The 26,333-nt window shown below is 40.7% G+C and carries 24 protein-coding genes; 19 read left to right on the top strand and 5 right to left on the bottom strand.

Annotation, left to right across the window (positions count from 1 at the left end; genetic code table 11):
• Positions 1-73: 73 nt before the first annotated feature.
• Entirely contained in the window at positions 74-367 is a 294-nt protein-coding gene (locus E0E32_RS15735; protein ID WP_130860135.1) for a YtpI family protein, read from the bottom strand.
• Between the two features lie 112 nt (positions 368-479).
• Between E0E32_RS15735 and E0E32_RS15730 the strand changes: the two genes are divergently transcribed.
• Entirely contained in the window at positions 480-1,427 is a 948-nt protein-coding gene (locus E0E32_RS15730) for a DHH family phosphoesterase (RefSeq protein ID WP_130860134.1), read from the top strand.
• Between the two features lie 39 nt (positions 1,428-1,466).
• Here E0E32_RS15730 and ytrI read toward each other — a convergent pair whose 3' ends face one another.
• A complete protein-coding gene (gene ytrI, locus E0E32_RS15725) occupies positions 1,467-1,976 on the bottom strand; it encodes a sporulation membrane protein YtrI (RefSeq protein WP_066194746.1) in 510 nt (169 codons plus the stop codon).
• Entirely contained in the window at positions 1,976-2,308 is a 333-nt protein-coding gene (gene ytrH / locus E0E32_RS15720) for a sporulation membrane protein YtrH (RefSeq protein ID WP_066194744.1), read from the bottom strand. The genes ytrI and ytrH overlap by 1 nt, the downstream gene beginning before the upstream one ends.
• 176 nt (positions 2,309-2,484) lie before the next feature.
• Here ytrH and E0E32_RS15715 point away from each other — a divergent pair, with 176 nt between their 5' ends.
• The 6 genes from E0E32_RS15715 to E0E32_RS15690 all read left to right on the top strand — a co-directional run bounded on the left by E0E32_RS15715 (position 2,485) and on the right by E0E32_RS15690 (position 11,822).
• Positions 2,485-5,754, top strand: coding sequence for a DNA polymerase III subunit alpha (locus tag E0E32_RS15715; RefSeq protein WP_130860133.1), 3,270 nt, complete (start codon positions 2,485-2,487; stop codon positions 5,752-5,754).
• Between the two features lie 421 nt (positions 5,755-6,175).
• Complete coding sequence (gene accD / locus E0E32_RS15710) at positions 6,176-7,048, top strand: acetyl-CoA carboxylase, carboxyltransferase subunit beta (protein ID WP_066194740.1); 873 nt, start codon at positions 6,176-6,178, stop codon at positions 7,046-7,048.
• Positions 7,032-7,997: an acetyl-CoA carboxylase carboxyl transferase subunit alpha gene (gene accA, locus E0E32_RS15705; protein ID WP_130860132.1), complete on the top strand. Its 966-nt coding sequence runs from the start codon at positions 7,032-7,034 to the stop codon at positions 7,995-7,997. Before accD ends, accA begins: the two co-directional genes overlap by 17 nt.
• Positions 7,998-8,411: 414 nt before the next feature.
• Positions 8,412-9,371, top strand: a complete 960-nt coding sequence (gene pfkA / locus E0E32_RS15700; RefSeq protein WP_066194735.1) for a 6-phosphofructokinase — start codon at positions 8,412-8,414, stop codon at positions 9,369-9,371.
• 60 nt (positions 9,372-9,431) lie between these two features.
• Complete coding sequence (gene pyk / locus E0E32_RS15695; RefSeq protein ID WP_066194733.1) at positions 9,432-11,192, top strand: pyruvate kinase; 1,761 nt, start codon at positions 9,432-9,434, stop codon at positions 11,190-11,192.
• Positions 11,193-11,429: 237 nt separating this feature from the next.
• Positions 11,430-11,822 (top strand): FxsA family protein, encoded by a 393-nt coding sequence (locus E0E32_RS15690; RefSeq protein WP_066194731.1) that lies wholly within the window; start codon positions 11,430-11,432, stop codon positions 11,820-11,822.
• Here E0E32_RS15690 and ytvI read toward each other — a convergent pair.
• Positions 11,803-13,047 (bottom strand): sporulation integral membrane protein YtvI, encoded by a 1,245-nt coding sequence (ytvI, locus tag E0E32_RS15685; RefSeq protein WP_130860131.1) that lies wholly within the window; start codon positions 13,045-13,047, stop codon positions 11,803-11,805. The genes E0E32_RS15690 and ytvI overlap by 20 nt on opposite strands.
• A gap of 200 nt (positions 13,048-13,247) precedes the next feature.
• Between ytvI and citZ the strand changes: the two genes are divergently transcribed.
• The 11 genes from citZ (at position 13,248) to speD (ending at position 25,608) form a co-directional block, all read left to right on the top strand.
• Positions 13,248-14,363 carry a citrate synthase gene (gene citZ / locus E0E32_RS15680; protein ID WP_066194725.1) on the top strand — a complete coding sequence of 372 codons (1,116 nt, stop codon included), beginning with the start codon at positions 13,248-13,250 and terminating at the stop codon, positions 14,361-14,363.
• A 57-nt stretch (positions 14,364-14,420) separates the two neighbouring features.
• On the top strand, positions 14,421-15,686 hold the full coding sequence (icd, locus tag E0E32_RS15675; RefSeq protein WP_066194721.1) for an NADP-dependent isocitrate dehydrogenase: 1,266 nt from the start codon (positions 14,421-14,423) through the stop codon (positions 15,684-15,686).
• Positions 15,687-15,702: 16 nt separating this feature from the next.
• A complete protein-coding gene (gene mdh / locus E0E32_RS15670) occupies positions 15,703-16,641 on the top strand; it encodes a malate dehydrogenase (protein WP_066194720.1) in 939 nt (312 codons plus the stop codon).
• Positions 16,642-17,150: 509 nt separating this feature from the next.
• Positions 17,151-17,426 (top strand): hypothetical protein, encoded by a 276-nt coding sequence (locus E0E32_RS22325; RefSeq protein ID WP_165445048.1) that lies wholly within the window; start codon positions 17,151-17,153, stop codon positions 17,424-17,426.
• A 249-nt stretch (positions 17,427-17,675) separates the two neighbouring features.
• Positions 17,676-18,377, top strand: coding sequence for a response regulator transcription factor (locus E0E32_RS15665; protein ID WP_066194717.1), 702 nt, complete (start codon positions 17,676-17,678; stop codon positions 18,375-18,377).
• Complete coding sequence (gene pnpS / locus E0E32_RS15660) at positions 18,374-19,753, top strand: two-component system histidine kinase PnpS (protein ID WP_066194714.1); 1,380 nt, start codon at positions 18,374-18,376, stop codon at positions 19,751-19,753. Before E0E32_RS15665 ends, pnpS begins: the two co-directional genes overlap by 4 nt.
• Positions 19,754-20,236: 483 nt before the next feature.
• Complete coding sequence (gene polA / locus E0E32_RS15655) at positions 20,237-22,873, top strand: DNA polymerase I (protein ID WP_130860130.1); 2,637 nt, start codon at positions 20,237-20,239, stop codon at positions 22,871-22,873.
• A 12-nt stretch (positions 22,874-22,885) separates the two neighbouring features.
• Positions 22,886-23,716 carry a DNA-formamidopyrimidine glycosylase gene (gene mutM / locus E0E32_RS15650; RefSeq protein WP_130860129.1) on the top strand — a complete coding sequence of 277 codons (831 nt, stop codon included), beginning with the start codon at positions 22,886-22,888 and terminating at the stop codon, positions 23,714-23,716.
• 71 nt (positions 23,717-23,787) lie between these two features.
• A complete protein-coding gene (gene ytaF / locus E0E32_RS15645; RefSeq protein ID WP_130860128.1) occupies positions 23,788-24,378 on the top strand; it encodes a sporulation membrane protein YtaF in 591 nt (196 codons plus the stop codon).
• 216 nt (positions 24,379-24,594) lie between these two features.
• Positions 24,595-25,212, top strand: coding sequence for a dephospho-CoA kinase (gene coaE / locus E0E32_RS15640; protein ID WP_066194703.1), 618 nt, complete (start codon positions 24,595-24,597; stop codon positions 25,210-25,212).
• A 27-nt stretch (positions 25,213-25,239) separates the two neighbouring features.
• Complete coding sequence (gene speD, locus E0E32_RS15635; protein WP_066194696.1) at positions 25,240-25,608, top strand: adenosylmethionine decarboxylase; 369 nt, start codon at positions 25,240-25,242, stop codon at positions 25,606-25,608.
• 7 nt (positions 25,609-25,615) lie between these two features.
• Here the strand turns inward: speD and E0E32_RS22665 are convergent, their stop codons facing one another.
• On the bottom strand, positions 25,616-25,741 hold the full coding sequence (locus E0E32_RS22665) for a hypothetical protein (RefSeq protein ID WP_286171948.1): 126 nt from the start codon (positions 25,739-25,741) through the stop codon (positions 25,616-25,618).
• A gap of 184 nt (positions 25,742-25,925) precedes the next feature.
• Here E0E32_RS22665 and E0E32_RS15630 point away from each other — a divergent pair, with 184 nt between their 5' ends.
• Entirely contained in the window at positions 25,926-26,315 is a 390-nt protein-coding gene (locus tag E0E32_RS15630; protein ID WP_066194693.1) for a cytosolic protein, read from the top strand.
• The last annotated feature ends 18 nt before the right edge of the window (positions 26,316-26,333 follow it).

The raw sequence follows: 26,333 nt of genomic DNA, 5'->3' as shown, positions 1-26,333 counted from the left end.
AGAAAGCTCAGAGAGCAGAGCTGAACAGCAGCTGCTCTCTTATATGTATTAGAATAAAAACAGGTAGGTGAGGTTATGAATCGTTTCTTTTCCGCAGTTCTTTTTTATAGTGAAGGTAACGTTTGATACCACCATACCCTTGTACAATACCAAAAAAGAGAAATATAATGGTGATAAATAGTGCGATTTGTGTTTGATAGAATAGATATTGATTAATGCCGAACATACTCATAAAGATACCTAAAAAAATTCGTGCTTTGGCATTCTTAATTTCCTGTATTAATGGGTCCGACTCTCTTAACAGAGAAAATTTATAATAAACGTATATGATAATTGATAAGATAATGACAATTGGGAAAACAATCATTGCAATACGGCCTCCAATTCAGCAAGTTAATCGTGCAAATCCTATACTATTTTACCCTTTTAGCTATGAAATTACCAGTATAAACAACCTATCAAAAAAAGGAGATTTTACGATGTCCATTATGTCTACTATTCATCAAAAAATGAAACAATATCCACGTATTATCATTCACCGTCATGTGCGTCCAGATCCAGATGCTTATGGCTCACAGAATGGATTAGCGGAGATTATTAAGTCAAGTTACCCTACAAAGGAAGTCTTAGTAGTGGGGGAAGAAGAGGATTCTCTTACTTTTTTAGCTGGGATGGACCAAGTAGCAGATGAGGCCTATACGGATGCCTTGGTTATTGTCTGTGATACGGCGAACCAAGCACGTATTTCCGATCAACGATACAGCCATGCAAAGGAATTAATCAAAATTGATCACCATCCGATTGTGGATGAGTATGGCGATATTCAATGGGTAGATGTGAATGCCAGCTCGACAAGTGAAATGATTTATCATTTTTATCGGGAGGAGAGAGAACAGGGCTTATATCTAAACAATAAGGCAGCTTCTCTGCTTTATTGCGGTATTGTTGGAGATACAGGGAGATTCCTTTTTCCAAGTACGACAGAAAGGACCTTTCAGTATGCTTCTGAATTGGTAGCTTATGATTTTGATCGTTCCTACCTGTATAATCAAATGTACAAAACATCGGAGAACATTGCTCGTTTGAAAGGTTATGTTCTACAACATATTTCTATTTCGGAAGCAGGAGTCAGTTATATTAAGTTACCAAAAGATGTACTCGATAAATTCCAGGTGGAACCTGAAGAAACGAGCTCAATCGTTGGCATCCTAGGTGATGTGGAGGGGATCAAGGCATGGGCCATTTTTGTGGAGGAAACCGAGGTGATCCGTGTGCGCTTGCGTTCCAAAGGGCCAGTTATTAATCAGGTTGCCGCTATCTATGAAGGTGGGGGGCACCCATTGGCAGCTGGAGCTCAGATTCATAGCTGGGATTCTGTTCCAGCCGTGTTGGCTGATTTGGAAAAAGTTTGTCAGTTTGATTCGTAAGGGGCAGCTCGCTGCGCGGAACTCTGCCAGCGAGCTGCGTTAATCTGCCTTTGTTAACTCGATGGAAAGATAAAGTGTTTCACTGACAACCATGCGAGAGACAGTAGCTTGAAAACGAAAATCGTCAATGCGGATCGTCTTGTTTTCAACCGTCGCGATCAAGAAATCAATCGACTCGGTCATATCTTCTACTTTTTTTCCGATGGCTTGTCCGGCTTCTTCCCTAATCGCTTCCTCTAATTGATGCCTCATCAAGCGATCATTGGCAAGGTCTAATTGTTCTAAGTTCAAAAATTCTATCTCTATCTCGGTAATTTGAACACCTTCTTTGGTTTGTTGGTCCAGTTTTTGGTGATTTTGGACCAGAGTAGTATAGTTCTGATAAAGGTCTTGATATCTTGTTCGTAAAGCTATCTTTTCTTCAATCCATTGCTGTTGCAAGGAACCAAACATATACAAAAAGATAAAATAGCCAATGATGGATCCAAGGGCGACTCCAGCCAAAAATCGCTGCCAAGCTGGTCGTTTATAATAAGGAGGAATATGCATTATTCCAACTCCTCTTGAATCAGCCATTCGATAATTAACAAGGCTGTATGTGCACCGCCCATGGCAATAATGATCAGGAGCAACTGCTTGACCAAATCGATGGTAGAGCCTTCATATAGACCTCTTTCAAAATTATAAATCGCATCAAATGTACCACCAATCGCTGCGACAATCGCCCAGATTCGTAGACTTTTCGCAATTCTACTGATATGTGTAAAAGGGGCATCGCCTGTCACAAATGCCCCAATACTACCTATTAAGGAACCTCCGATCATTACACCGAATGCAATAAAGAAACATTGAATCATCGTTGCCATAAATCGTTCTTCCATTTGCACTCCCCCTCCTGACACAGTGGAGTTGTCCTATTTTTAGCACTTTTAGAACTTTTCCTGTATTATATATATGACGAAAATATTGGAGATATGTTTATCGACTTACAGGAAGCATAAGTTTTGCTATAATAGAGGATAAGGAAACTTATGCTCGTATGTTTGGAGGTGATGAGATGGTATTAGAAGCACAGTTACAAGTGACAACTGGCTATAGTTTATTGCAAAGCACATTACAAATTGACTCTCTTGTCAAGCAGGCTAAACACTTGGGATATCGATATTTGGCGATTACTGATAATCGAACGGTCCATGGTCTCATTGCCTTTTATCAGGCGTGTAAGCGGGAGAATATTCAGCCCATTATGGGAATAACTATACCAATCGATATAAAGGGATCATCGGTACCAGTCCTGGTTCTAGCCAAAAATAACGACGGCTATCAAGCATTGTTGCAGTTGAGTACAAAGATACAGCATGAAGATGGCTTAGAAATGAATGATTACCAACCCTTTGCGAATAATCTTCATACCATCCTGCTAGCAGATTCCATTGATTCGTTCTTATGGAATGATACCTTCGCACACTTTCAAGTGTTGCCCAATACTTATATTGGTATTTCGAACGCATTAGTAGCTGATAAAGAGAAGTTAGCGGCATATCCAATGGAAAAAGTGGCTCTAGCGGATGTGCGTTATTTACATAAACAAGATCAAATGGCCTATAGTTGCTTGCGAGCGATCGATCAAGGGGTAACATGGACGGAAGAAAACACTAGAGAGGTTGAGGGAACCTTCTTACCTGATCCATCTGTATATACTGACCAATTCCAAGAATGGCCAGAGGTAATTGCAGCAACTAATCGATTGGCCAGCCAATGTCATGTCGAGCTTTCTTTTGAAGAAAAGCAGCTGCCCCAATACCCTGTTTCTCCCCAAAAAACAGCCAACGAAATGGTTAAAGAGTTAGCTGTTGCAGTATTACCTGAAAAATATCATCCCGTAACGGATGCAGTTAAACAAAGGTTGGCACATGAGTTAGAGGTCATTCAATCCATGGGTTTCAGTGATTATTTTCTGATTGTATGGGACTTTGTCAAGTATGCGAAAGAGCACGACATCTTAGTTGGGCCTGGACGTGGATCGGCGGCAGGTTCGCTGATTGCTTATTTATTAGGGATTACCGATGTTGATCCGATCCGCTATGATTTGCTATTTGAGCGTTTTTTGAATCCGGAACGAGTCACGATGCCGGATATCGATATTGATTTTTCTGATGAGAAGCGAGATCAAGTGATTGATTATGTGGCGCATAAATACGGTACAGACCATGTAGCTCAAATTGTCACCTTTGGCACGTTTGCTGCTCGTTCTTTGTTAAGAGAATTATTCAAGGTACTGGTGATCCCTGAAAATGATCAATCTTATATTTTGCGGTTATTGCCAAGGGATAGTTCACTGCCGATTGCTGCCATGTTAAAACAATCTCCTGAATTAACAAATTACGTAAAGCAATCCGCTAAGCTGCGTCAGTTATTCAAGGTTTGCAACTGTCTGGAAGGATTGCCAAAGCATGTATCGACACATGCTGCTGGTGTAGTGATTAGTCGAGATGCATTGACGCAGCATACAGCGACGATGCCGTCACAACATGATGTTCCTCTTACACAGTTTGCTATGCATGAATTGGAACGAGTAGGTCTCTTGAAATTTGATTTTCTCGGATTACGCAATCTGACGATTATTGAGCGAATGACAAAACAGATCGCCTTTCATTACCCCAAAAACGACCATTTGGGCGATTTATCGTTTTCAGATAAAGCTACCTTCCAACTGCTGCAAAAAGGGGAAACGAATGGGATATTCCAGTTAGAATCACAAGGGATGCAACAAACATTGCAAAAACTACGCCCTACCGAGTTTGAGGATATAGTGGCCGTCAATGCACTTTACCGTCCAGGACCAATGGACTTTATTCCTACCTATGTAGCGCGTAAACATCGTCAGGAAAAAATAGACTATCTACATCCTGACTTAGCTCCGATTCTGGCAAAAACATACGGTGTATTGGTATATCAAGAGCAGATTATGCAAATTGTACACGAAATGGCAGGCTTCACCTATGGCCAGGCAGATATACTAAGGAGGGCCGTCAGTAAAAAGGACAAAGCATTATTATTAGGAAATAAAGAGGCGTTTATAAAAGGAGCTTTAGGTAAAGGATACACAAAAGAAGTGGCCGAAGAAGTTTTTGACTGGATTGTCCGTTTCTCGGATTACGGTTTTAACCGGAGTCACGCCGTGGCGTATAGTATGATCACGTATCAATTGGCTTATTTTAAAGCGAACTTTTCATTAGTTTTTTATACAGAAATGTTAAATATGAATCGAGGGAATACCGATAAATTATTTATTTATGTGCGTGAAGCACGACAAAAGGGGTTAACGATACTACCGCCGTCTGTTAACCATAGTCTGGCCAGAACAAAAGTAGAGCAGGAAAACATCAGGCTTGGTTTAACAACCATTAAAGGCATTGGTTATCAAGCTGTGCAAACAATGATAGAAGCAAGGGACCGCCAGCCCTTTACTAGCCTGTTTGATTTCTGTCTGCGTGTACCATTAAAAAAGATCAATCGGTCTATTATTACCACATTGATTCTAGCAGGGGCCTTTGATGTTATGCAACAAAATCGGGCGACCTTGATCGCGACCTTAGAGGAGGCCGTTGAGCAAGGAGAACTGTTTAAAGAGTTTGGTTTGCAAGGGGATTTCGATATGGGACTCTCCCTTGATATTGGCTATACAGCAAGACAGGAGATGCCGATCATGGAGAAGTTGATGAAAGAAAAGGAAGTACTTGGCTTCTTTGTGTCACAGCATCCATTGGCAGAGGAGCGTCAAGTATTAAGACGGCGTGGTTATCTCAGTATCCAGCAAGTGCTCCAATTTCCAAATAAGAAAATAAAATTAGCTGGCGTGGTGCAAGATTTAAAGGTTATCCGCACAAAAAAAGGGGAAGCAATGGCTTTTGTAACCTTATCTGATGAACTAGCTGAAATGGACGCTGTTCTATTTCCTGTCACCTTCCGCCAAGTGAATGATTGGTTGGAAGAGGACCAATTTGTCTTTATAGAGGGAAGAGTGGAAACAAGAAATGATAAAAAACAAATTATTATCGACAAGCTAGAACCATATCAGCTAGAAGAAGAACCATCACCACAACAAATTTATATCAAAGTTCGCCAGGAAGAGGCGATCTCTCGGTTAGATGAATTAGCTAAGCAATACCCAGGAACAGCCGTTGTTTATCTCTATCATGAACAGGAACAGAAATTGTACAAACTTTCTGACGAATATAATTTAGATAGCAGGTGGCCAGTCATCAAGCAACTTAAACAGTTTTTTGGCGAGGATAATGTCGTGTTGAAAACTCCGCTTGAATAGAAACGCTCTTTACATCATTGGATGATCTGATATAATGTAATAGTTCATTCGTCTGTTTTCATGATGAGATAAAATATTTGAAAAGGAAGTTGCTTTTGGACAGGCAAAACGATCCCACACTGTATAGGACAGGGACCGTTTTGTTATGGAATGCGTACGGAAATGAAACTCAGTGGCATTCACATTTTATAGCAGGCAGTGTCCTATCACAGGAAGTTCCATGAGGAGTCCAGCACTGACATAAGGCAGCATTTCACATGTGGTGTGGCTTCCAAAGCAGTACCCATAGAAAAAGTACTTATACGTATAGTCATACACAGAAACAGCACTATAAAGTTGCCTCTATGATATAGACAACCCCAAAGGTTCGATAAATGAATTGAATAGATGGATTGTGAGAGTTGTAAAGGAGGAATCTCCATTGTTGAAAGATTTGTTTGGTAACAAGAAAAGAAACACACCCGTTTCTGGAGAAAATGCTAAAAAAGACGTGCCGGAGGGGCTACTACAGAAATGTGCCGGCTGTAAAAAAATCATTTATCAAAAAGAATTTCAAAAAAACTTATATGTCTGTCCTTCTTGTGGGCACCACCATCAAATAGCCGCTAATGAGCGTATAACAGCCTTATTTGATGAAGCCTCGTTTGAAGAATGGGACGGTGATTTATTATCTGAGAATCCCCTAGATTTTCCGCAATATCAAGAGAAGTTAGAAAATGATCGCAAAAAAACGGGTCTTAACGAGGCGGTTGTCACAGGTACCGGAACTATTAATGGTCATAAAACTGCTATTGCTGTAATGGATGCTCGTTTTCGAATGGGAAGTATGGGATCTGTTGTTGGCGAAAAGATTACTAGGGCAATAGAAAATGCACGACAACAAAAGCTACCAATCATAATTTATACAGCTTCAGGCGGTGCCCGGATGCAAGAGGGAATCTTAAGCTTGATGCAAATGGCCAAAACATCGATGGCCATTCAACGTTTCCATAAAGAAGGTGGCTTGTTTATATCAATAATGACCAACCCGACCACAGGCGGTGTTTCTGCAAGTTTTGCCTCGATTGGGGATTACAATTTCGCCGAACCTGGTGCATTAATTGGCTTTGCTGGCCGGCGTATTATCGAACAGACCATCCGTGAGAAGCTTCCGAAAGATTTTCAGACGGCAGAGTTTCAAGTAAAACATGGCCAAGTGGATAAAGTGATATCGCGCTTAAAAATGAGAGAGACTCTGAGTACAATCCTAGATATTCATGGGTTCGGAGGTGAATCAGATGAAACAAGTTCTTGAATTCGAAAAGCCAGTAGTAGAACTGCGTGAGAAGATCGAAGAATTAAAAACAATGACGCAAGATACAAATATTGACTTATCAGATGAAATCGGCAAAATGGAAGCTCGTTTGGCAAAGCTGGAGAATGATATTTATGGGAATTTAAAGCCTTGGGACCGTGTCCAAATTGCTCGTTATGCTGATCGCCCTACTTCGCTAGATTATATTGAGCAATTATTTTCTGATTTTATTGAATTTCATGGTGACCGTTTCTATTCAGAAGATGAGGCGATCGTAGCAGGAATGGCAAAGTACAGAGGTCAGCCGATTACCATTATTGGACAGCAGCGTGGTAAAAACACCAAGGATAATATTAAACGAAATTTTGGAAGCCCGCATCCAGAGGGATACCGTAAAGCTCTCCGCCATATGAAGCAAGCCGAAAAATTTAATAGGCCAATTATTACGTTTATCGATACAAAAGGTGCTTATCCAGGGAAAACAGCAGAAGAACGTGGTCAAAGTGAAGCAATTGCCCGCAATCTAATGGAAATGTCAGCTCTGGAAGTTCCAACAATCTCTATTGTTATTGGGGAGGGTGGAAGTGGCGGTGCCTTAGGTATTGGTGTAACGGATCACATTCATATGTTAGAGAATTCTACTTATTCCGTTATCTCCCCTGAGGGTGCAGCAGCATTGTTATGGAAAGATTCTGCCCAAGCAGAACGTGCAGCTGCCTCCTTAAAAATTACAGCACCCGATTTAAAGGAATTAGGCGTTATCGATGAAGTGATCCCAGAACCGCTTGGGGGAGCACATCGCGATGTCGTAACACAGGCCCTTTATATTAGCGAAACATTGGATAGATCACTGGAAGAATTACAAGGCGAGTCAACCGAAACATTGTTAAACCAACGCTGGGAAAAATATCAAAAAATTGGTGATGTGAAATCACCCATACCTGAATAAAAAGAAATTCCTCCTCATCACAGTGATGAGGAGTTTTTATAGTTACTGCAACCACACTGCGATAAAAGAGCAAGCTGGACAACTATTATCAGTACAATAAATGATGAAGATTTTCACTCCAGACAAAACTGACTGCTCTTTCATACGTTATCTTTCATTCTGATTGTAATAAAACTTTCAAATTGTGAATAAATGAGCTAAAATAGATAGGTGGAGGGATGAGATTCCTTGTTATTTCATGTATAATGACAATAGTCAAAAGTAAAAAGCTAAAAAGACGACATGACACGTAAACAGAGGTGAAGCAAAGACAGGGATAAAGTAATAAAGCAACACGGTATATTTTAGCAATAAGTCTTTTGCTTAGCCATTGGATAAACGTGCAGGTTTTCAATTATTAAAGAGGTGATTGTGTTGAAGAAAATTGGTGTTTTAACTAGTGGGGGCGACGCACCTGGAATGAACGCAGCTATTCGAGCGGTTGTGCGTACTGCTATTTTTAACGATTTAGAAGTCTATGGTGTTTACAATGGCTTTGAAGGGTTGATGGAAGGTAACATCAAGCCAATGGTGCTCGGTTCAGTAGGAGATATTATCCAGCGTGGAGGGACTATTCTGTATTCTGCTAGATCAGATGAGTTCAAGACTGACGCAGGCCAAGAAAAAGCTATTAAACAAATGCGGAAAATAGGTTTGGAAGGTTTAATTGTCATCGGTGGCGACGGATCATTCCGTGGAGCTGAAAAATTAACGCAAAAAGGTTTTCCATGTATTGGTGTACCTGGTACGATTGATAATGATATTGCTGGTACAGATTACACCATTGGCTTTGATACAGCCTTGAATACGATTGTTAATGCTGTTGATAAGATCCGTGACACAGCTACCTCGCATGAACGTACATATGTCATTGAAGTAATGGGTAGAGGGGCAGGTGATCTGGCCTTGTGGGCAGGATTGGCCAATGGTGCGGAAACAGTCATTATTCCTGAGCAGCATGAAACGTTTGAAAGTGTAGTAGCCAAATTAAAAAGAGGACAAGAACGTGGCAAAAAACACAGCATTATTATTTTGGCGGAAGGGGTAGACAGTGGCGTTACGTATGGAAAACGGATTGAAGAAGAAACCAAAATGGATACACGTGTAACCGTACTTGGTCATATTCAGCGAGGCGGCTCGCCATCTGGTTATGATCGCGTATTAGCGAGCAGACTAGGAGCAAAGGCGGTAGACTTGTTGATGGATGGAATCGGCGGTAGAATGGTTGGCGTAGAAAATAATATTGTGGTCGACCGTGATATCAATGAAGTGTTGAGCACCAAACACACAATTAATATGAATATGTATAAGCTAGCTAATCAGTTATCTATCTAAATATAGTGACTACAGTATTTTTGGAACCACCCGGTAAGTTAATAAAGGAGGAAGAAAAAAATGAGAAGAACAAAGATCGTATGTACGATCGGCCCAGCATCCGAGTCCGAAGAGAAATTAGAACAATTAATAGAAGCGGGAATGAATGTCGCGCGTCTTAACTTTTCTCATGGTGATTTTGAAGAGCATGGTGCCCGAATAGCTAATATACGCAAGGCCGCAAAAAAATTAGGCAAAACCGTTGCCATTTTATTGGACACAAAAGGACCAGAAATTCGTACAGGAGTACTGAAGGATGGCATGATTGATATCGTGAAGGGAAATACCATTTATGTCTCCATGAACGAGATTGAAGGTGATTCGGAGCATATTTCGGTTACCTACCCACAACTGATTCATGATGTGGAAGTTGGCTCTAAGCTGTTACTAGATGATGGTTTAATTGCCTTAGAGGTAGTAGAGATTCATAAAGATACACAAGAGTTAAAGACAGTTGCCTTGAATTCAGGCGTACTAAAGAATAAAAAAGGTGTAAACGTACCAAATGTTAGTGTGAATCTTCCAGGTATCACGGATAAAGATGCAGCAGACATCCAATTTGGTATCGAGCAAGGTGTGGACTTCATTGCCGCTTCGTTCGTTCGTCGGGCATCGGATGTATTGGAAATCAGAGGATTGCTTGAGGAAAATGAGGCAACTCAAATTCATATCATTCCGAAAATCGAAAATCAAGAAGGAGTTGACAATCTAGACTCCATTCTTCAAATTAGTGATGGCTTGATGGTGGCACGTGGTGACTTAGGTGTTGAAATTCCACCAGAGGAAGTCCCGTTAGTGCAAAAAGAAATGATTTTCAAATGTAACAACGCAGGGAAACCAGTGATTACGGCAACCCAAATGTTAGACTCTATGCAACGAAACCCTCGTCCAACAAGAGCAGAGGCATCCGATGTAGCGAATGCTATCTTAGATGGAACCGATGCAATCATGTTGTCTGGGGAAACAGCTGCCGGAGATTATCCTGTTGAGGCTGTTCAAACCATGAGCAATATTGCCCGAAAGGCGGAGACTTCCATTCCTCACAAGGCGGTGCTTGATCTTCGTTCCAAATCTTCCGAGATGACGATTACTGATGCCATTAGTCAGTCCGTCAATCACTCGGCGATGAATCTTGATGCGGACGCCATTCTTACTCCAACTGTGAGTGGATTTACCGCACGTATGATTTCCAAATACCGTCCGGAAGCGCCAATTGTAGCCATGACATTTGATGAACAAGTGAGTCGCCGCTTAGCCTTGGTGTGGGGGGTAGAAACGATCGTTGGCAATTTATTGTATACAACGGATGATGTATTAGCAGAGGCCATTGAACAAGGCTTGAAAACAAATCAATTCCAACGTGGTGATCGTGTAATTATCACAGCAGGCGTACCAGTTGGAGAGAGTGGGACAACCAATCTTATGAAAATTCATGTGATTGGTGATGTCTTAACAAAAGGACAAGGTGTTGGCAAAGGCAGTTCTTATGGACGAGCAGTTATTTGTAAGAATGCAGAAGACGCTAAAAACAAGGTAAAGCCAGATGACATTGTCGTAACGTACAGCACGGATAAAGACATGATTCCAGTGCTAGAGCAAGCGAGTGGACTTATCACCGTTGAAGGCGGCTTAACATCTCATGCAGCTATTGCAGGACTAAGCTTAGATATTCCGGTAATTGTAGGCGTGGAGAACGCCCTTGATATTATCGAAAACGGTCAGGATATTACGATGGACGCTAAAAAAGGTGACATTTACGCTGGACATGCCAGTGTGTTATAATAAACAAAATACGCAAAATAAAATGAGATAGAATTCAAAAGGAGAAGGTGCGCATCTTCTCCTTTTTGATCAGGAAAGAAAAGTATATAACTCAATAAAGTGTTGATCTTCTCTTCCCCCTTCGTGTGATGAAAAGCTCGTGTCGCTATCCAAGTCACTTTTTTTCAGGCATTTGCGTGGTCGAAGTGGAAAAGTCGCTTGCTTTTCTTACAAACTATTTATGGAGAGTGATATCGTATGTTGCGCTGGTTATTATTGTTAGTTATCCTAATGCCTGCCGTCGAAATCGCGGTGTTTATTTGGATAGGTGGTTATATCGGACCTTGGTGGGTAGGTATATTGATTGTTTTAACCGGAGTAATCGGTCTTTGGTTAGCAAGAAAACAAGGAATAGAAACCCTTAGAAAGACGCAGGTAGACATGAATAGGGGATATGCCCCGAATGCTTATGTATTTGATGGGCTCTGTATCTTATTAGGATCCGTTGCCCTGTTATCTCCTGGGTTTGTCACCGATCTCTTTGGTTTTTGTTTATTAATTCCATTCACCAGGGTGCCTTTTCGAAATATGTTTCATAATTTGGCAATAAAATGGTCATCCAAAGGAAATTTTAAGTTTTATCGATGGTAAATTGATGATGTTTGATATAATTCCGGAGCATGTGAAATAATTTGATGTCAACGCTAGCTTTTCCGATAAAGAGCAGAAGCGGCCCAAACCAAATTCCTATGACACCGAAGAGACGAAAGCCTAAATAAATCGTCAGCAATGTGAGTAAAGGATGAATACCTAAGGCATTGGCAATAATTTTTGGCTCCAATATTTGTCTTTGCAGCAGAACAATCGCATAAAGGACAAAGAGCCCAATTGCCAAACCGTAATCACCGGCCATCATTAAATAAAGACTCCAAGGGATGAAAATCAGGCCTGTACCAACAACAGGTAAGAGATCAATCACCGCAATCAAGAGTGCGATCGTCAGTGGGTAAGGAATTTGAAAAATAAGTAATCCAGTGAGAATGATCACGAAGGAAATCATGATCAGCAATAATTGTGCCTTGATATACAGTCCAATTTTCTCTCGGATTTGAATATACAATTGTGTGATTAGACTGATGGAAAAAGGGGCAAAACGGTTTAGGGTCGTATAAGCACGATCCCAGTCCTTACAAATGAAAAAGGTACACAACAAAGAAAAGATAAAAATAGTAATGGAACCAGGTAAATGAACCATTTGTTCAACGAGTCCATTAAACAAGCCCTCCAGTAATGAAGAGAAATACGTGGTTAATTCTACACTCCATTTCGCAAAGGTATCCTCCACCAAAATGTGCTGCTGATTAGGCAGGGCTTCCATATAATGATTCAGTTTATTCAAAATGGGCTGAATCCATGATTGCAGGGAGTAGATGATTTTTTCCAATAATTCATACAGATAACGGGGCAGCCATTCCGATAAATAATAAACACCTTGTAACAATTCAATTCCTATCATAATTACCAAAGCCATCCCGCTAATAATAAGCGATAGGATCGTTAGTATGCAACTTACGATATAGGGCAGCCGAAAACGCTGCTCTACCCATTTGATTATCGGATAAATAAGCAAAGAAAATAATCCGCCTAATAAAAGCGGGAAGAGGTAATGCACCAGGCCATATAATAATAACCCAGCTAAGCAGAGCAAAAACGCTAAATAAAGGCTTCTTAGCAGCATTTGTTTCCAGAGCATATAAGTCAGACCTTTCTGTTTAAGGACGTGTTCAAAAGAGCCGCGTACCCTGTTATGGTAGAGGATCAGCATGGCTTGATGGTGTGTTTGATCATCGTCTAGAGCTATTTTTTTAAAAATCATTGAAAATATGATATGATAAAGATTAGTTATTTGTACAAGCTATGATATAGATGGTCTATTTATGAACAATTTTAATCGTTTTCATTTACTTCATTTTTTCGTTTGTTTATAATAGGCATGGGGATGTTCAAAGCAATATGTAAATAATGGCTTTCAACATAATAGACTAGTAGTTTAGATAAGAAAAGGAGTGGGAACTTATGACAACAGCAAAAGGTCTTGAAGGGATAGTAGCGCTTGAATCGGAAGTTAGTTCTATTATTGATGATCAATTAACTTATGCAGGTTATACGATTGATGATTTGGCAGAAAATGCTAGCTTTGAAGAAGTAATATTTTTACTTTGGAATAAACGTCTTCCTAAGAAAGAGGAGCTGGAGGCACTAGAGAAAGACTTATTTGAAAATATGACGATTTCAGAAGCGATAGTAAATCATTTTCATTCATATGATATACATAATGTGCACCCAATGGCTGCCCTGCGAACGGTTATATCTTTGTTAGGGATTTATGACGAGGAAGCGGATGAAATGTCTGAGGAAGCAAATCGACGTAAGGCCGTACGATTGCAGGCAAAAGTCATTTCTATAGTAGCGGCTTTTTCCCGTATTCGTGATGGCAAGGAAGTAGTGCAACCAAAAGAAGGATTAAGTTATGCTGCTAACTTTTTGTACATGCTAAGAGGGGAAGAACCGGAGGCACTAGAAATAGAGGCAATCAATAAGGCATTAGTGCTTCATGCCGATCATGAATTAAATGCCTCCACCTTTACCATGCGCGTGTGTGTCGCTACATTATCAGATATGTATTCTGGTATTACGGCCGCCATCGGTGCCTTGAAAGGGCCGCTGCACGGTGGAGCAAATGAACGAGTGATGGACATGCTGCTGGAGATAGGTGAAGTCGAGAATGCCGTTCCTTATATCAAAGAGAAAATGGCAAACAAAGAAAAAATTATGGGAATGGGACACCGTGTGTACAAAACAGGGGACCCACGTGCCAAGTATTTAAAAGAGATGTCAAGGGAATTAACTGCCCGTCATGGTATGGAGAAATGGTACGAAATATCGGTTACGATTGAAGATTATATTAAAGCCGAAAAAGGCCTGCCGGCAAATGTTGATTTCTATTCCGCTTCCGTGTACCATAGTTTAGGGATAAAACATGATTTATACACCCTTATTTTTTCCATCAGTCGTTTCTCGGGCTGGACAGCACATATCTTAGAACAGTATGAAAACAACCGCTTAATCCGACCAAGGGCAGAATATGTAGGCCCAACAAACAAAAAATATGTTGACATTCAAGAGCGTTAAACATTTTCTTTATGGAAATGATTTATAAATAATTATAAAACTAGGAGGATTTAAAACATGGGAGACAAAATCACAGTAGAAAATGGTGTCGTTCAAACACCTAATAAACCAATTATTCCTTTCATTGAAGGGGATGGAACAGGTCCTGATATCTGGGCAGCCTCTAAGCGGGTACTAGAAGCGGCAGTTGATAAAGCATATAACGGTGAAAAAGGTATTGAATGGAAAGAAGTACTTGCTGGTGAAAAAGCATATAACCAAACAGGCGAATGGCTTCCTGAAGCAACCTTAGACGCTATCCGTGAATATAAGATTGCGATTAAAGGTCCTCTTACTACCCCAATTGGTGGAGGTATTCGTTCCTTAAATGTAGCATTGCGTCAAAAACTGGACTTGTTTACTTGTCTTCGTCCTGTACGCTGGTTTGAAGGCGTACCATCACCTGTTAAGCGTCCAGAAGATACAGATATGGTCATTTTCCGTGAAAATACAGAAGATATCTATGCAGGGATAGAATGGCAAGAAGGAAGCGATGAAGTGAAGAAAGTTGTTGATTTCCTTCAAAATGAAATGGGCGTGGAAAATATTCGTTTTCCTGAAACTTCTGGACTAGGTGTGAAGCCGGTATCGAAAGAAGGAACAGAACGTCTAGTACGTGCGGCTATTGATTATGCCATTAACGAAGGGCGTAAGAGTGTGACGTTAGTACACAAAGGTAACATCATGAAGTTTACAGAAGGTGCCTTCAAAAGCTGGGGTTATGAACTAGCAGAAAGAGAATACGGAGATAAAGTATTTACTTGGGCAGAATACGATCAAATCGTTGAAGAAAAAGGCAGAGAGGCAGCGGATAAGGCACAATCAGAAGCAGAAGCAGCTGGCCGTCTAATCGTGAAGGACGCTATTGCTGATATCTTCTTACAGCAGATTCTTACTCGTCCAAAAGAATTTGATGTTGTGGCGACAATGAACCTTAATGGTGATTATGTATCCGACGCTTTAGCTGCACAGGTTGGTGGAATCGGTATTGCACCAGGTGCCAACATTAACTATGAAACAGGTCATGCCATCTTTGAAGCAACACACGGTACAGCACCAAAATATGCTGGGCTAGATAAAGTAAATCCATCCTCCGTTGTCCTTTCTGGCGTATTAATGCTAGAGCATCTTGGCTGGAGAGAAGCAGCAGACCTAGTGTTGAAATCTATGGATAAAACCATTGGTTCGAAAGTGGTTACTTATGACTTCGCCCGTTTAATGGATGGGGCAACGGAAGTAAAAACGTCAGGATTTGCTGATGAATTAATCAAAAATATGGACTAAGGAGCTGTCCTTATTTATGGCAATAAGACGGAAGAAAGTATCTGTCATAGGCAGTGGTTTTACAGGCGCAACAACGGCGTTAATGATGGCGCAAAAAGAATTAGCGGATGTAGTTCTGGTTGATATTCCAGATATGGAAGGACCTGCGAAAGGGAAGGCCTTGGATATGCAAGAGGCCGGACCTGTGCAGGGGTTCGACGCATCTATTACTGGAACAGCAGATTATGCGGATACCGTAGATTCAGATATTATCGTGATTACAGCCGGGATTGCCCGAAAGCCGGGGATGAGCCGTGATGACTTAGTTCAGACGAATGCGAATATCATGAAAACTATTGCAGATAATATCGTCACCTATGCCCCTGACTCGTTGGTGATTGTGCTGACAAATCCAGTCGATGCCATGACCTACACGGTATTCAAACAATCTGGATTTGACAAACGTCGGGTGATTGGTCAATCCGGTGTATTAGATACCGCTCGATTCCGTACGTTTGTGGCACAAGAGTTGAGTCTATCTGTAAAGGATATTACTGGTTTTGTGTTGGGTGGTCATGGTGATGATATGGTACCACTGATTAGATACTCCTATGCTGGTGGCATCCCGATAGCAAGCTTACTCACACCCGACCGCTTGGAAGCAATTATAGAACGTACTCGTAAAGGTGGAGGAGAAATAGTCGAACTATTAGGAAATGGTAGTGCGTATTATGCGCCGGCCGCTTCCCTCGTTGAAATGGTAGAAGCCATCCTCAAAGATCAGAGGCGTGTCCTTCCTGTGATTACCTATTTGGAAGGCGAATACGGCTATCACGATCTCTATTTAGGTGTACCGACTATTATTGGTGGAAATGGTGTGGAAGAGATCATTGAGTTAGAACTTACAGAAGAAGAAAAGCAGCAATTAGAGCAGTCCGCTGCTTCTGTTAAGGAAGTTATCCATAAGCTACCTTGATGAAAAAGCCACTATCTTAGATGATAGTGGCTTTTTTTGAAAGATAGAAAAGCATAGAATTCTGAGTATGATAGGATGTGGACCGATTTTGATCTTGAACGAATGGCGGTGCCGATAAGATAGATGATGTAAAGTAGCCCACTTTCCTTAGTGGTAAGTTTGATCGTTTTATCTGTGCAAAGCAAGCGCTGCGGGAATATGCTGCGCTTTCCGTGGGGCCGGCTTCAGCTAACTTGCAAAAGAAGAGCACTTTTACAAGTGGATCTTCAGCTCGTCCTGGTCCCACAGGAGTCTCCGCATATTCCCTCCGCTAGATTGGAGTACAACAATGGTTGTTACTGAAAGGATGAAGCATTCTAGGTACCAAGACACTGTTGGAGCAAAAGGAGAAAATCGTCAGCTGATTCTTCGGCTGCGTAATAGATCATGCTACAAATATAAAAGTCATAACGTAGGATCAAACCGTTCTCAGAAAAAGGTTATGCGGTTTGCTTATTGGCAGAAATATAGTGTCTGGAACACTTCATCTTCGCAGTCATTCGATTGTAGTACTACTACCTAGCGTAGGAAATAGGTGGAGACTCCTGCGAGAAAAGCGCAGTGTGAAGACCCCGCAGGAAGCGATCTTTGCTGACGAGGAGGCTGAGCCAAGCTCGCGGAAAGCGGAACCTATTTCCGGAGCGTTTCCTAGCACTGGCAAACAATCAACTTTACTACATGGAATAATGGAACTAGATACTTTACATAATCCATCTTATCGGCAGTTCAGTGGCTTCTTTGAGTGATCGATAAAGGACCGGATGGGGTTCAACCTGGTTTCTCTTATATTAAGTTTTGGTAAATTTATTGTAAACCATTTTTTACAAGCAGAAATAGTCGAATCTGTTCACATTCCTCCAAGCACCGTGTATGATGAAGATAGAGTTAGGTTAAACTTAACAAAAGCAATCAGAGGAAAGCTCATACTAGAATATAGTAAACCTCATGGAGTGCTTGCATCGAGATAACTACTAAACAAGAAGGAAGGATCGACTATGGCAGAGAAATTGTTAATTATTGATGATGAACAGCCGATTGTTACCTTGCTGCAATATAATGTGGAAAGAGCAGGTTTTCAAACAGAGGTTGCCTATGATGGTACAGAAGGATTAGCAAAAGCCAACACAGGAAACTTTGATTTAATTATATTAGATTTAATGTTACCTGGAATGGATGGGACGGAAGTATGCAAAGCTTTGCGACAAAACAAAGTGGAGACACCGATCTTAATGCTAACGGCAAAAGGAGAGGAGTTGGACAAGATATTGGGCTTGGAATTGGGGGCGGATGATTATTTAACCAAACCTTTCAGTCCTAAAGAAGTAGTAGCCCGCGTCAAGGCTATTTTACGCAGGACACGCAAACAATTAGATACTGACACGGAGGATCCAGTGATAAAAATTGCTGACTTGAAAGTATATCCACAACAATATGAAGCTACTATTCATGAACAGCCGCTTACTTTTACAAGAAAAGAATTTGAATTATTACATTATTTAGTACAGCATAAAGGGCGTGTTCTTTCGCGGGATCAACTATTAAGTGCCGTTTGGAATTATGACTTCGTTGGTGATACCAGAATTGTTGATGTCCATATCAGCCATTTGCGTGACAAGATTGAACCAGATACGAAGAAACCCGTTTATATTAAAACAATACGAGGTTTAGGTTACAAAATGGAGGAGCCTCGTCCATGAATGGTAACAAACGAAACACGCTCTTTTTGCGTTATATGGTGGTAAGTGCTGTTATCTTTGTGTTTATTGGTATTGTCATCTTGCAGTTTGCTTCAACAGCAGAGCGGTTTATGGTGTTATTTTCATTAGCGATGGGTTATATTATCTTATTAGTACTTGTTTATAACATATACATTCATTATGTTCGTCCCGTTCGTTCTACCTTGAAAACTGTTACTAGTTTAACAGAAGGGAATTATAATGCCCGCATTTATGTGCCTTCTTATGGCGATGCTCAATTATTAGGGAATTCGATTAATGCATTAGCACGGCATTTACAAGAAGTGTCTATTCGGCAAAAGGTGCAATCTGATCAGTGGTCAACGGTATTGGACAATATGGAAAGTGGTTTAATGCTAATTGATGAACGAGGGTATGTACATTTAATTAATCGTAAATTTTTAGAAATGTTTCAGTACCAATCGAGTGATTGCTTGGGCTATTTGTATTATGAGGTGCTAGCGGATCAAGATATACATAAAGTGGTGAAAGAAACCTTTTTATACGAAGAAAAAGTCAACGGCAATATTACCAATATTACGGAAGGGAAAAAACAATATATCGAAATCGTTGGTGCTCCGGTGATTAATGAATCAAAGGAATTAAAGGGATCGGTATTAGTTTTTTATGATATTACAGAACTAAAACAAGTAGAACAGATGAGAAAAGACTTTGTTGCCAATGTCTCCCATGAGTTAAAGACACCAATGACTTCCATAAAAGGTTTTGCAGAAACCTTATTGGAGGATGAACATGCCGATTCAGAGACACAAAGACAATTTCTGACGATCATTTTAAATGAGAGTAGCCGACTGCAGTCATTAATTCATGATTTGTTGGAACTATCAAAGATTGAAAAAGAGGAATTAAACCTCTCGATTCAATTAATTGAGGTGGACGATTGGATCAGTAAAAGCTTGACGCTGATTGAACAGCAATTTTCAGGAAAGCAGCGCTATTTTAAAGCAGATATCGAACCGGGACTATCTTTTTATGGCGATCCGGATTTATTGCAACAAGTAGTTTTAAATCTCGTATATAATGCGTTGAGCTATACCCAGGAACAAGGAGAGGTTATCTTACGGATTTATCAACCAGACGCAACGATTGTTTTTGAAGTCGAGGATAATGGGATTGGTATTCCAGAGGATTCGATACCAAGAATATTTGAACGTTTTTATCGTGTGGATAGGGCCAGAAGTCGAAACACAGGTGGTACAGGTTTAGGGTTAGCTATCGTTAAACATATTGTTGAGGCACATCATGGCACAATCGAAGTAGATAGTAAATTAGCGGAAGGTTCTCGTTTCAGAGTAAACCTATCAAATAAGTGGTGAGTGATCTCACGAGACTACTTTATATAATTGATCCAGTGTTCAATAGAAAATGTGTCTGGAAGTATACATGGTTTTTAATGAGGACAACATAATATGAGGTCAATAAATCCATGTTTGATCCATTCGTGTGAATGACCATTCACACGCCTTTCAGTTCTGCTGAAAGGTAGCAGTATGAGGAGATAACCAGGGGATAAATGCATTTATCCCCTGGTTATCTCCTCATACTGCGTAAATGGATCAAGAACATCTACCAGATCCGTGAGACATGATTTCATTCAACTTTCAAACGAGGTATTATCAGGAAATAATGTGAGCAAAGACGTGTTTGCCACTCGTTTTCTTAAGTAAGGGAAAAACAGGTAAATGTATGGCAAAGTAATGTATCTAACTATCAGTAAAAATTTGCTTTCTGTGCAGTGGATCGGTAAACATGATAAAATATAAATAACGTATTTAGTACACAAAGGAGACAGGGATCACATGACCAATAAGCTCATCTTAATAGACGGTAATAGTATTGCATATCGGGCTTTTTTCGCTTTACCACTTTTAAATAACGATAAGGGCGTCTATACCAATGCCGTCTATGGTTTTACAACGATGCTCTTAAAGGTATTGGAGCAGGAAACGCCTAGTAATATGCTAGTAGCTTTTGATGCGGGCAAAACGACCTTTCGTCATAAGGCTTATAAGGATTACAAAGGAGGTCGAGAGAAGACCCCTTCTGAATTAAGTGAGCAGTTTCCTCTTTTGCGAGAACTGTTAGATGCCTTCCAAATCAAACATTATCAATTAGAAAACTATGAGGCAGATGATATTATTGGTACGCTTGCTCATCAAGCAAAGGAACAAGGCATGCAAGTAGAAGTCATATCAGGAGATAAGGACTTACTCCAGCTAGTTTCTGAGCAGATCCAAGTTCGTTTAACGAAAAAGGGAATCAGTGATGTGATGACCTATACAGAAAAAACGTTGCAAGAGGATATGGAGATTTCACCAGATCAAGTGGTGGATTTAAAGGCCTTAATGGGAGATAAATCCGATAATATCCCCGGAGTACCGGGGGTTGGGCAGAAGACGGCAACCAAATTACTCAAGCAATTTGGTACACTGGAGAACCTTTATGACCATCTAGAGGAAGTCTCCGGCCAGAAGCTAAAAGAGAAACTGGTGGAACATAAAGAATCAGCCGTTATGAGTAAGGAGTTAGCAACGATTAACCAAGCTTCACCCATTACTGTATCGATTCAAGACACCGTATTAGATGAATATCAAGAACAGAAGGTACAGCAGCTTTTTCAAGAATTAGGTTTTCAGTCACTTGTTCATCGCGTACAAGGGGAAGAAAGTGTGGAAGAAGAACAGGAGATACCAGAGATAGAATATCAAGTGATAGAAAATGTGCAGGAGGATATATTTACCGGCCATGACGCCTTTGAGATTGAAATATTAGGTGAGAACTATCATACAGAAGAAATGGTGGGTGCGGCGATCAGTAATGAGAAGGGGAACTTTTTTGTTCCGATTACTGTTATGGAAAATTCCGCCGCATTTAAGCAATGGGCAGAGGCTGCTTCTAGCAAAAAGTATTTATTTGATGCCAAAAAGATTCTTGTGCTTCTTCGTCGATTATCGATCGATATTAAAGGGATTGCGTTTGACACATTATTGGCTTCTTATTTGATCAATCCTTCCGAGAATAATCATGATATCCCGGCAATCAGCCATCGTTTTGGCGAGACAGCCATTCGATTTGACGAAGAGGTATATGGCAAGGGAGCCAAAATGGGCTTGCCCGAAGAAAAAGAACAGTGGCAGGAACATATCGTACGCAAAGCAGCCATGCTTTATCGATTAAAAGAGCAAATGGAACAAGCCTTGGTTGACAACAAACAATTGCCGCTTTTGATGGATTTAGAGCTGCCACTTGCGATGGTCTTAGGCAAAATGGAAGCGGCAGGTGTGCAGGTAGACAAATCCCGATTAAACGAAATGGGGAAAGAATTAACCGAAAAGCTGGATTCCTTGGAGAAGGACATTTATGAATTGGCAGGCAGGTCATTTAATATCAATTCACCGAAGCAGCTTGGTCCGATTTTATTTGAAGAGCTCGGCTTACCAGTGATTAAAAAGACGAAGACAGGGTATTCCACAGCGGCTGACGTATTAGAACAACTGCAAGGCCAGCATGCGATTATTGATAAATTGTTGCTGTATCGACAGTTAAAAAAACTCGATTCTACTTATATCGCAGGCTTGACCAAAGTGATTGATCCAGATACTAGTAAGATTCATACTCGCTTTAATCAAGCCTTAACACAGACCGGTCGATTGAGCTCCATTGACCCTAACTTGCAGAATATTCCGATCCGGATTGAAGAAGGGCGTAAAATACGTCAAGCCTTTGTTCCTTCACAGTCAGGCTGGAAGATACTTGCGGCTGACTATTCACAGATTGAATTACGTGTACTCGCTCATATTGCGGGAGATGCGAAACTGCAAAAGGCCTTTAAAGAAGATAAGGATATCCATACCCAAACGGCAATGGACGTCTTCCATGTAAGGGAAGAAGAGGTTGATTCCACTATGCGACGTCAGGCTAAGGCGGTCAACTTTGGCATTGTCTATGGTATCAGTGATTATGGCTTGTCGCAGAACCTTGGTATTCCAAGAAAAGAGGCAAAATCTTTTATTAAACGTTATTTAGAAAGCTATCCCGGGGTTCAGGATTATATGCATGAGATTGTCCAACAGGCTAAACAAGATGGCTTTGTGACAACGATTATGAACCGTCGTCGTTATTTGCCGGATATCACCAGCCGTAATTTTAACCAGCGCAGCTTTGCTGAACGGACGGCAATGAATACACCGATTCAAGGAAGTGCAGCCGATGTGATCAAGCTGGCTATGCTAGAGCTTGATCATCAGCTGGAGTCAGGGAATTACCAGTCAACCCTGCTTTTACAAGTACATGATGAATTAATATTAGAAGTACCAGAAGAAGAATTAGACGCCATTTCCAAGTTGGTCGTCGATGTCATGAGCCAGGCGATTGATTTATCTGTCCCGTTAAAGGTAGATGTAGATTATGGCGATACTTGGTATGATGCAAAATAAGGAGATAATGCCATGCCTGAATTACCAGAAGTAGAAACGATAAGGCAAACATTAAAACAGTTAGTATCGAAAAAAACGATCGCTTCAGTGGATATTTTCTGGCCGAAGATCATTCAAGAGCCAGATGATACAGCGGTTTTTCAGCAATTAATCAAGGGACAAACCATTCATGATATTCGACGGAAAGGAAAGTTCTTGCTGTTTGACTTGGATGGCTATGTGTTAGTTTCCCACTTAAGAATGGAGGGGAAATATGGTGTGTTTCCTGGAGATGAAGAGACAGCACTCCATACACATGTCGTCTTTCATTTAACGGATGGTAGCGATTTGCGTTATCAAGATGTACGTAAATTTGGCACCATGCACCTGCAAAAAAAAGGGGATGAATTAAACAAAAAGCCCCTTGTGTTACTGGCAAACGATCCCTTGGAACCTCAGTTTTCCTTTTCGTTGTTCAAGGAGAAGATACAGCGCAGTGAGCGAAATATTAAGAATATTTTGTTAGACCAATCCGTCATTGCAGGATTAGGCAATATTTATGTCGATGAGACCCTTTTTTTAGCAGGTATTCATCCCCTAATTAAGGGATCACAGCTATCTGAACAACAAATAGTGCATATCCTGGAAGCGTCGGTTTTAACCCTAAAGGATGCGATAAAGCAAGGGGGCACGACGATTCGGTCCTACGTTAATTCCCAGGGGCAAATTGGGATGTTTCAACAGCAGCTTAATGTTTACGGTCAAACAGATAAGCCCTGTTCACACTGCGAGGATACTATTATGAAAATAAAAATAAGCGGCAGAGGTACGCATTATTGCCCAAGCTGTCAACCGCTGGCATAAGGCTAGCACATTGGTTGTTATTTCACCATATACTAACCGTAAAGTCCTGTATAAAGGAGAAATGATAACCGATGATGCTCCCATTGCTTATTTTGGCGATTAGTATGGATAGTTTCTTAGTGGCTTTTACTTATGGTCTGCGTGGTATAACACTGCCTGTTAAAGAGCTGCTCAAGATTTCGATTACCGTGGCGGCCGTTTTTATGCTGTCGATGTTAGCTGGATCCGTGATATCGACGTTTCTTTCGGTTCGTTACACGGAAATAACAGGTGGTTTTATTTTAACTTGTCTTGGTTTGGTGTTATTCATTTCTTTACTGCTCGAAGGAAAAGCAAAGAAAAATGCCCCTATTTTTCTGAGGATCTTAAAAAAGCCGATGACGGCAGATATTGATAAATCTGGAAAAATAAACGGTGTGGAATCTATATTTATAGGGATCGCCTTGTCTTTAGATTCCTTTGGCGCTGGGATTGGTATTTATTTGCTTGGTGCTTCCCCTTATATGACACCGATTTTTCTGTTTATCGTGACCATTTGCTGTTTGCTGGTCGGTGTTCGAGTAGGGAAGACCTTTGCCGATCGCAAATCGCTAAAGAAATTGTCTTTTTTGCCAAGTTGTCTATTAATGATGATTGGTATTTGGAAAATGGTGATTGTCTAGTAACCACACAATTAAAGCCCTCACTGTTAACATGATGGTGATCTTAAACGCAGCGGAGTACTTGCCTAGCATTGAAAAAAATGTTGGATGTGATTCTTTCATTCTATCTACCCTAGATTAGTGATAAAGAAAGAGGGGCAATTCTTGAACAGGGTGAAAGTTGAATCAGAAACAGGGTGGCTTACTCTGTTTCTGTGAAAAAGAGGAGAGACATACATGATAATTGGTATAACAGGGAACATTGCTACAGGCAAATCACTGGTCAGTCAAATATTGATGGAGGACTATCATATCCCCGTGATTGACGCAGATCTTGTTGCTCGTGAAGTAGTTGAACCAGGAGAACCGGCGCTCCATGAAATTATAACCGTATTTGGCGAAGAAATGTTACAAGCTGACGGAACGCTTGACCGTGGGAAGCTGGGCAAGCTTATTTTTCAGGAGAAGGAAAGCCGACATCAATTAAATAGTATTGTACACCCAGCCATACGGCAACGCATGCAGCAACAAAAAGAGACATTACTGCAACAAGGACATGCCACCATCGCTTTGGATATTCCCTTGTTATTTGAAAATAATCTGACATATTTAGTCGACCGAACTATAGTAGTGGCAGCGACCGAATCGGTGCAAAAAAAAAGACTAATGGAACGGAACCAGCTGTCTAAAGAAGAAGCAGAAAAACGAATGGGCAGTCAAATGGATCTGGAAAAAAAGAAACAACTGGCTGATTATGTGATTGATAATAGCGGCACTATTACGGAAACCAAACAACAAGTGGCGGCTGTTCTAAAGGATTGGCAAATCACAAGGGTGAATGATTATCCACTTTAAGAGTTGGGATAGGAGAGAAGATGGGAAATGGATACATTAGGCAGACATGTTATAGCAGAATTATGGGAGTGTAACCCAGAACGTTTAAATGATATAGAGAAACTGGAAAGAATCCTTGTAAATGCTGCTTTACTGGCAGGTGCAGAAGTGCGAGAGGTGGCGTTTCATCAATTTGCACCTGCAGGCGTGAGTGGTGTGGTGATTATTTCAGAGTCGCATTTAACCATACATAGTTTTCCAGAACATGCCTACGCCAGCATCGATGTATATACATGTGGTGAAACCATCAATCCGCATGATATTGTGACAAAACTGGTAGATAAGCTAGAGGCAAAAAATGTCTCCAAGCAAGAATTAAAAAGAGGCAGGAGAGAGACCACTTCCCATCATCAATAGACCGTTTTTAGTATGTAATCCCTGCCTGATCCGTTAGGGATGGGGAAATCCCTGCTAAATCTATCCCTCCTTCATGATTTTGATTGTTTTCCTGATAAATCAACGTGTTTAATCGTTTTCTTTTTAAAAACATGTTACAATATAATTAAGTGAGGCATTCATTAGTAGCGATTTTCCTGCTAATGATCCATACAACTTATCAGACGGTATATCGTTCGCTGGCACTGGACGACTTGCAGCTGCTTGCTTTGGGCTGAAAACATAAGAACGAGTGCATGATGATAAAATAATAATACATAATTGGGGTGTTACATTACATGTCATTTAGGGACACGTTAAACAAGAATTTTAATAACCATTCAGAGACGAGAGACAAGCATTGGGATGAGGCACTAAAAACCCACTATTTTAAGACAACCAAGGACAAGGCATTTGATAAATTGGAACCTCTTTTCAAAGAAATGAAGGAATGCCAAATTGTGGGGATGTCCAAAGATCATGGCGAGATTAGTTTCAATTATAAAGCCGGCAGAAAGGTATTTGTCATTATGACGATTATTATGGTAAAGCCATATCGTACAGCAATTGATATCTCAGCAACTACGGAGTCGGCTATTCCATTTGATTTTGGTTACAGTCATCGACTCATCCCCAAACTATATGATAGGATTAAGAAAGAATTAGACTTTGTTGGGACGACAGAATAAATAACATAAAGGGTGATG

It is taken from the genome of Gracilibacillus phocaeensis, assembly GCF_900626275.1.
In the GTDB taxonomy this organism is placed as follows: Bacteria; Bacillota; Bacilli; order Bacillales; family Amphibacillaceae; genus Gracilibacillus; species Gracilibacillus timonensis.
This window is presented reverse-complemented; position numbering and strand designations above follow the sequence as displayed.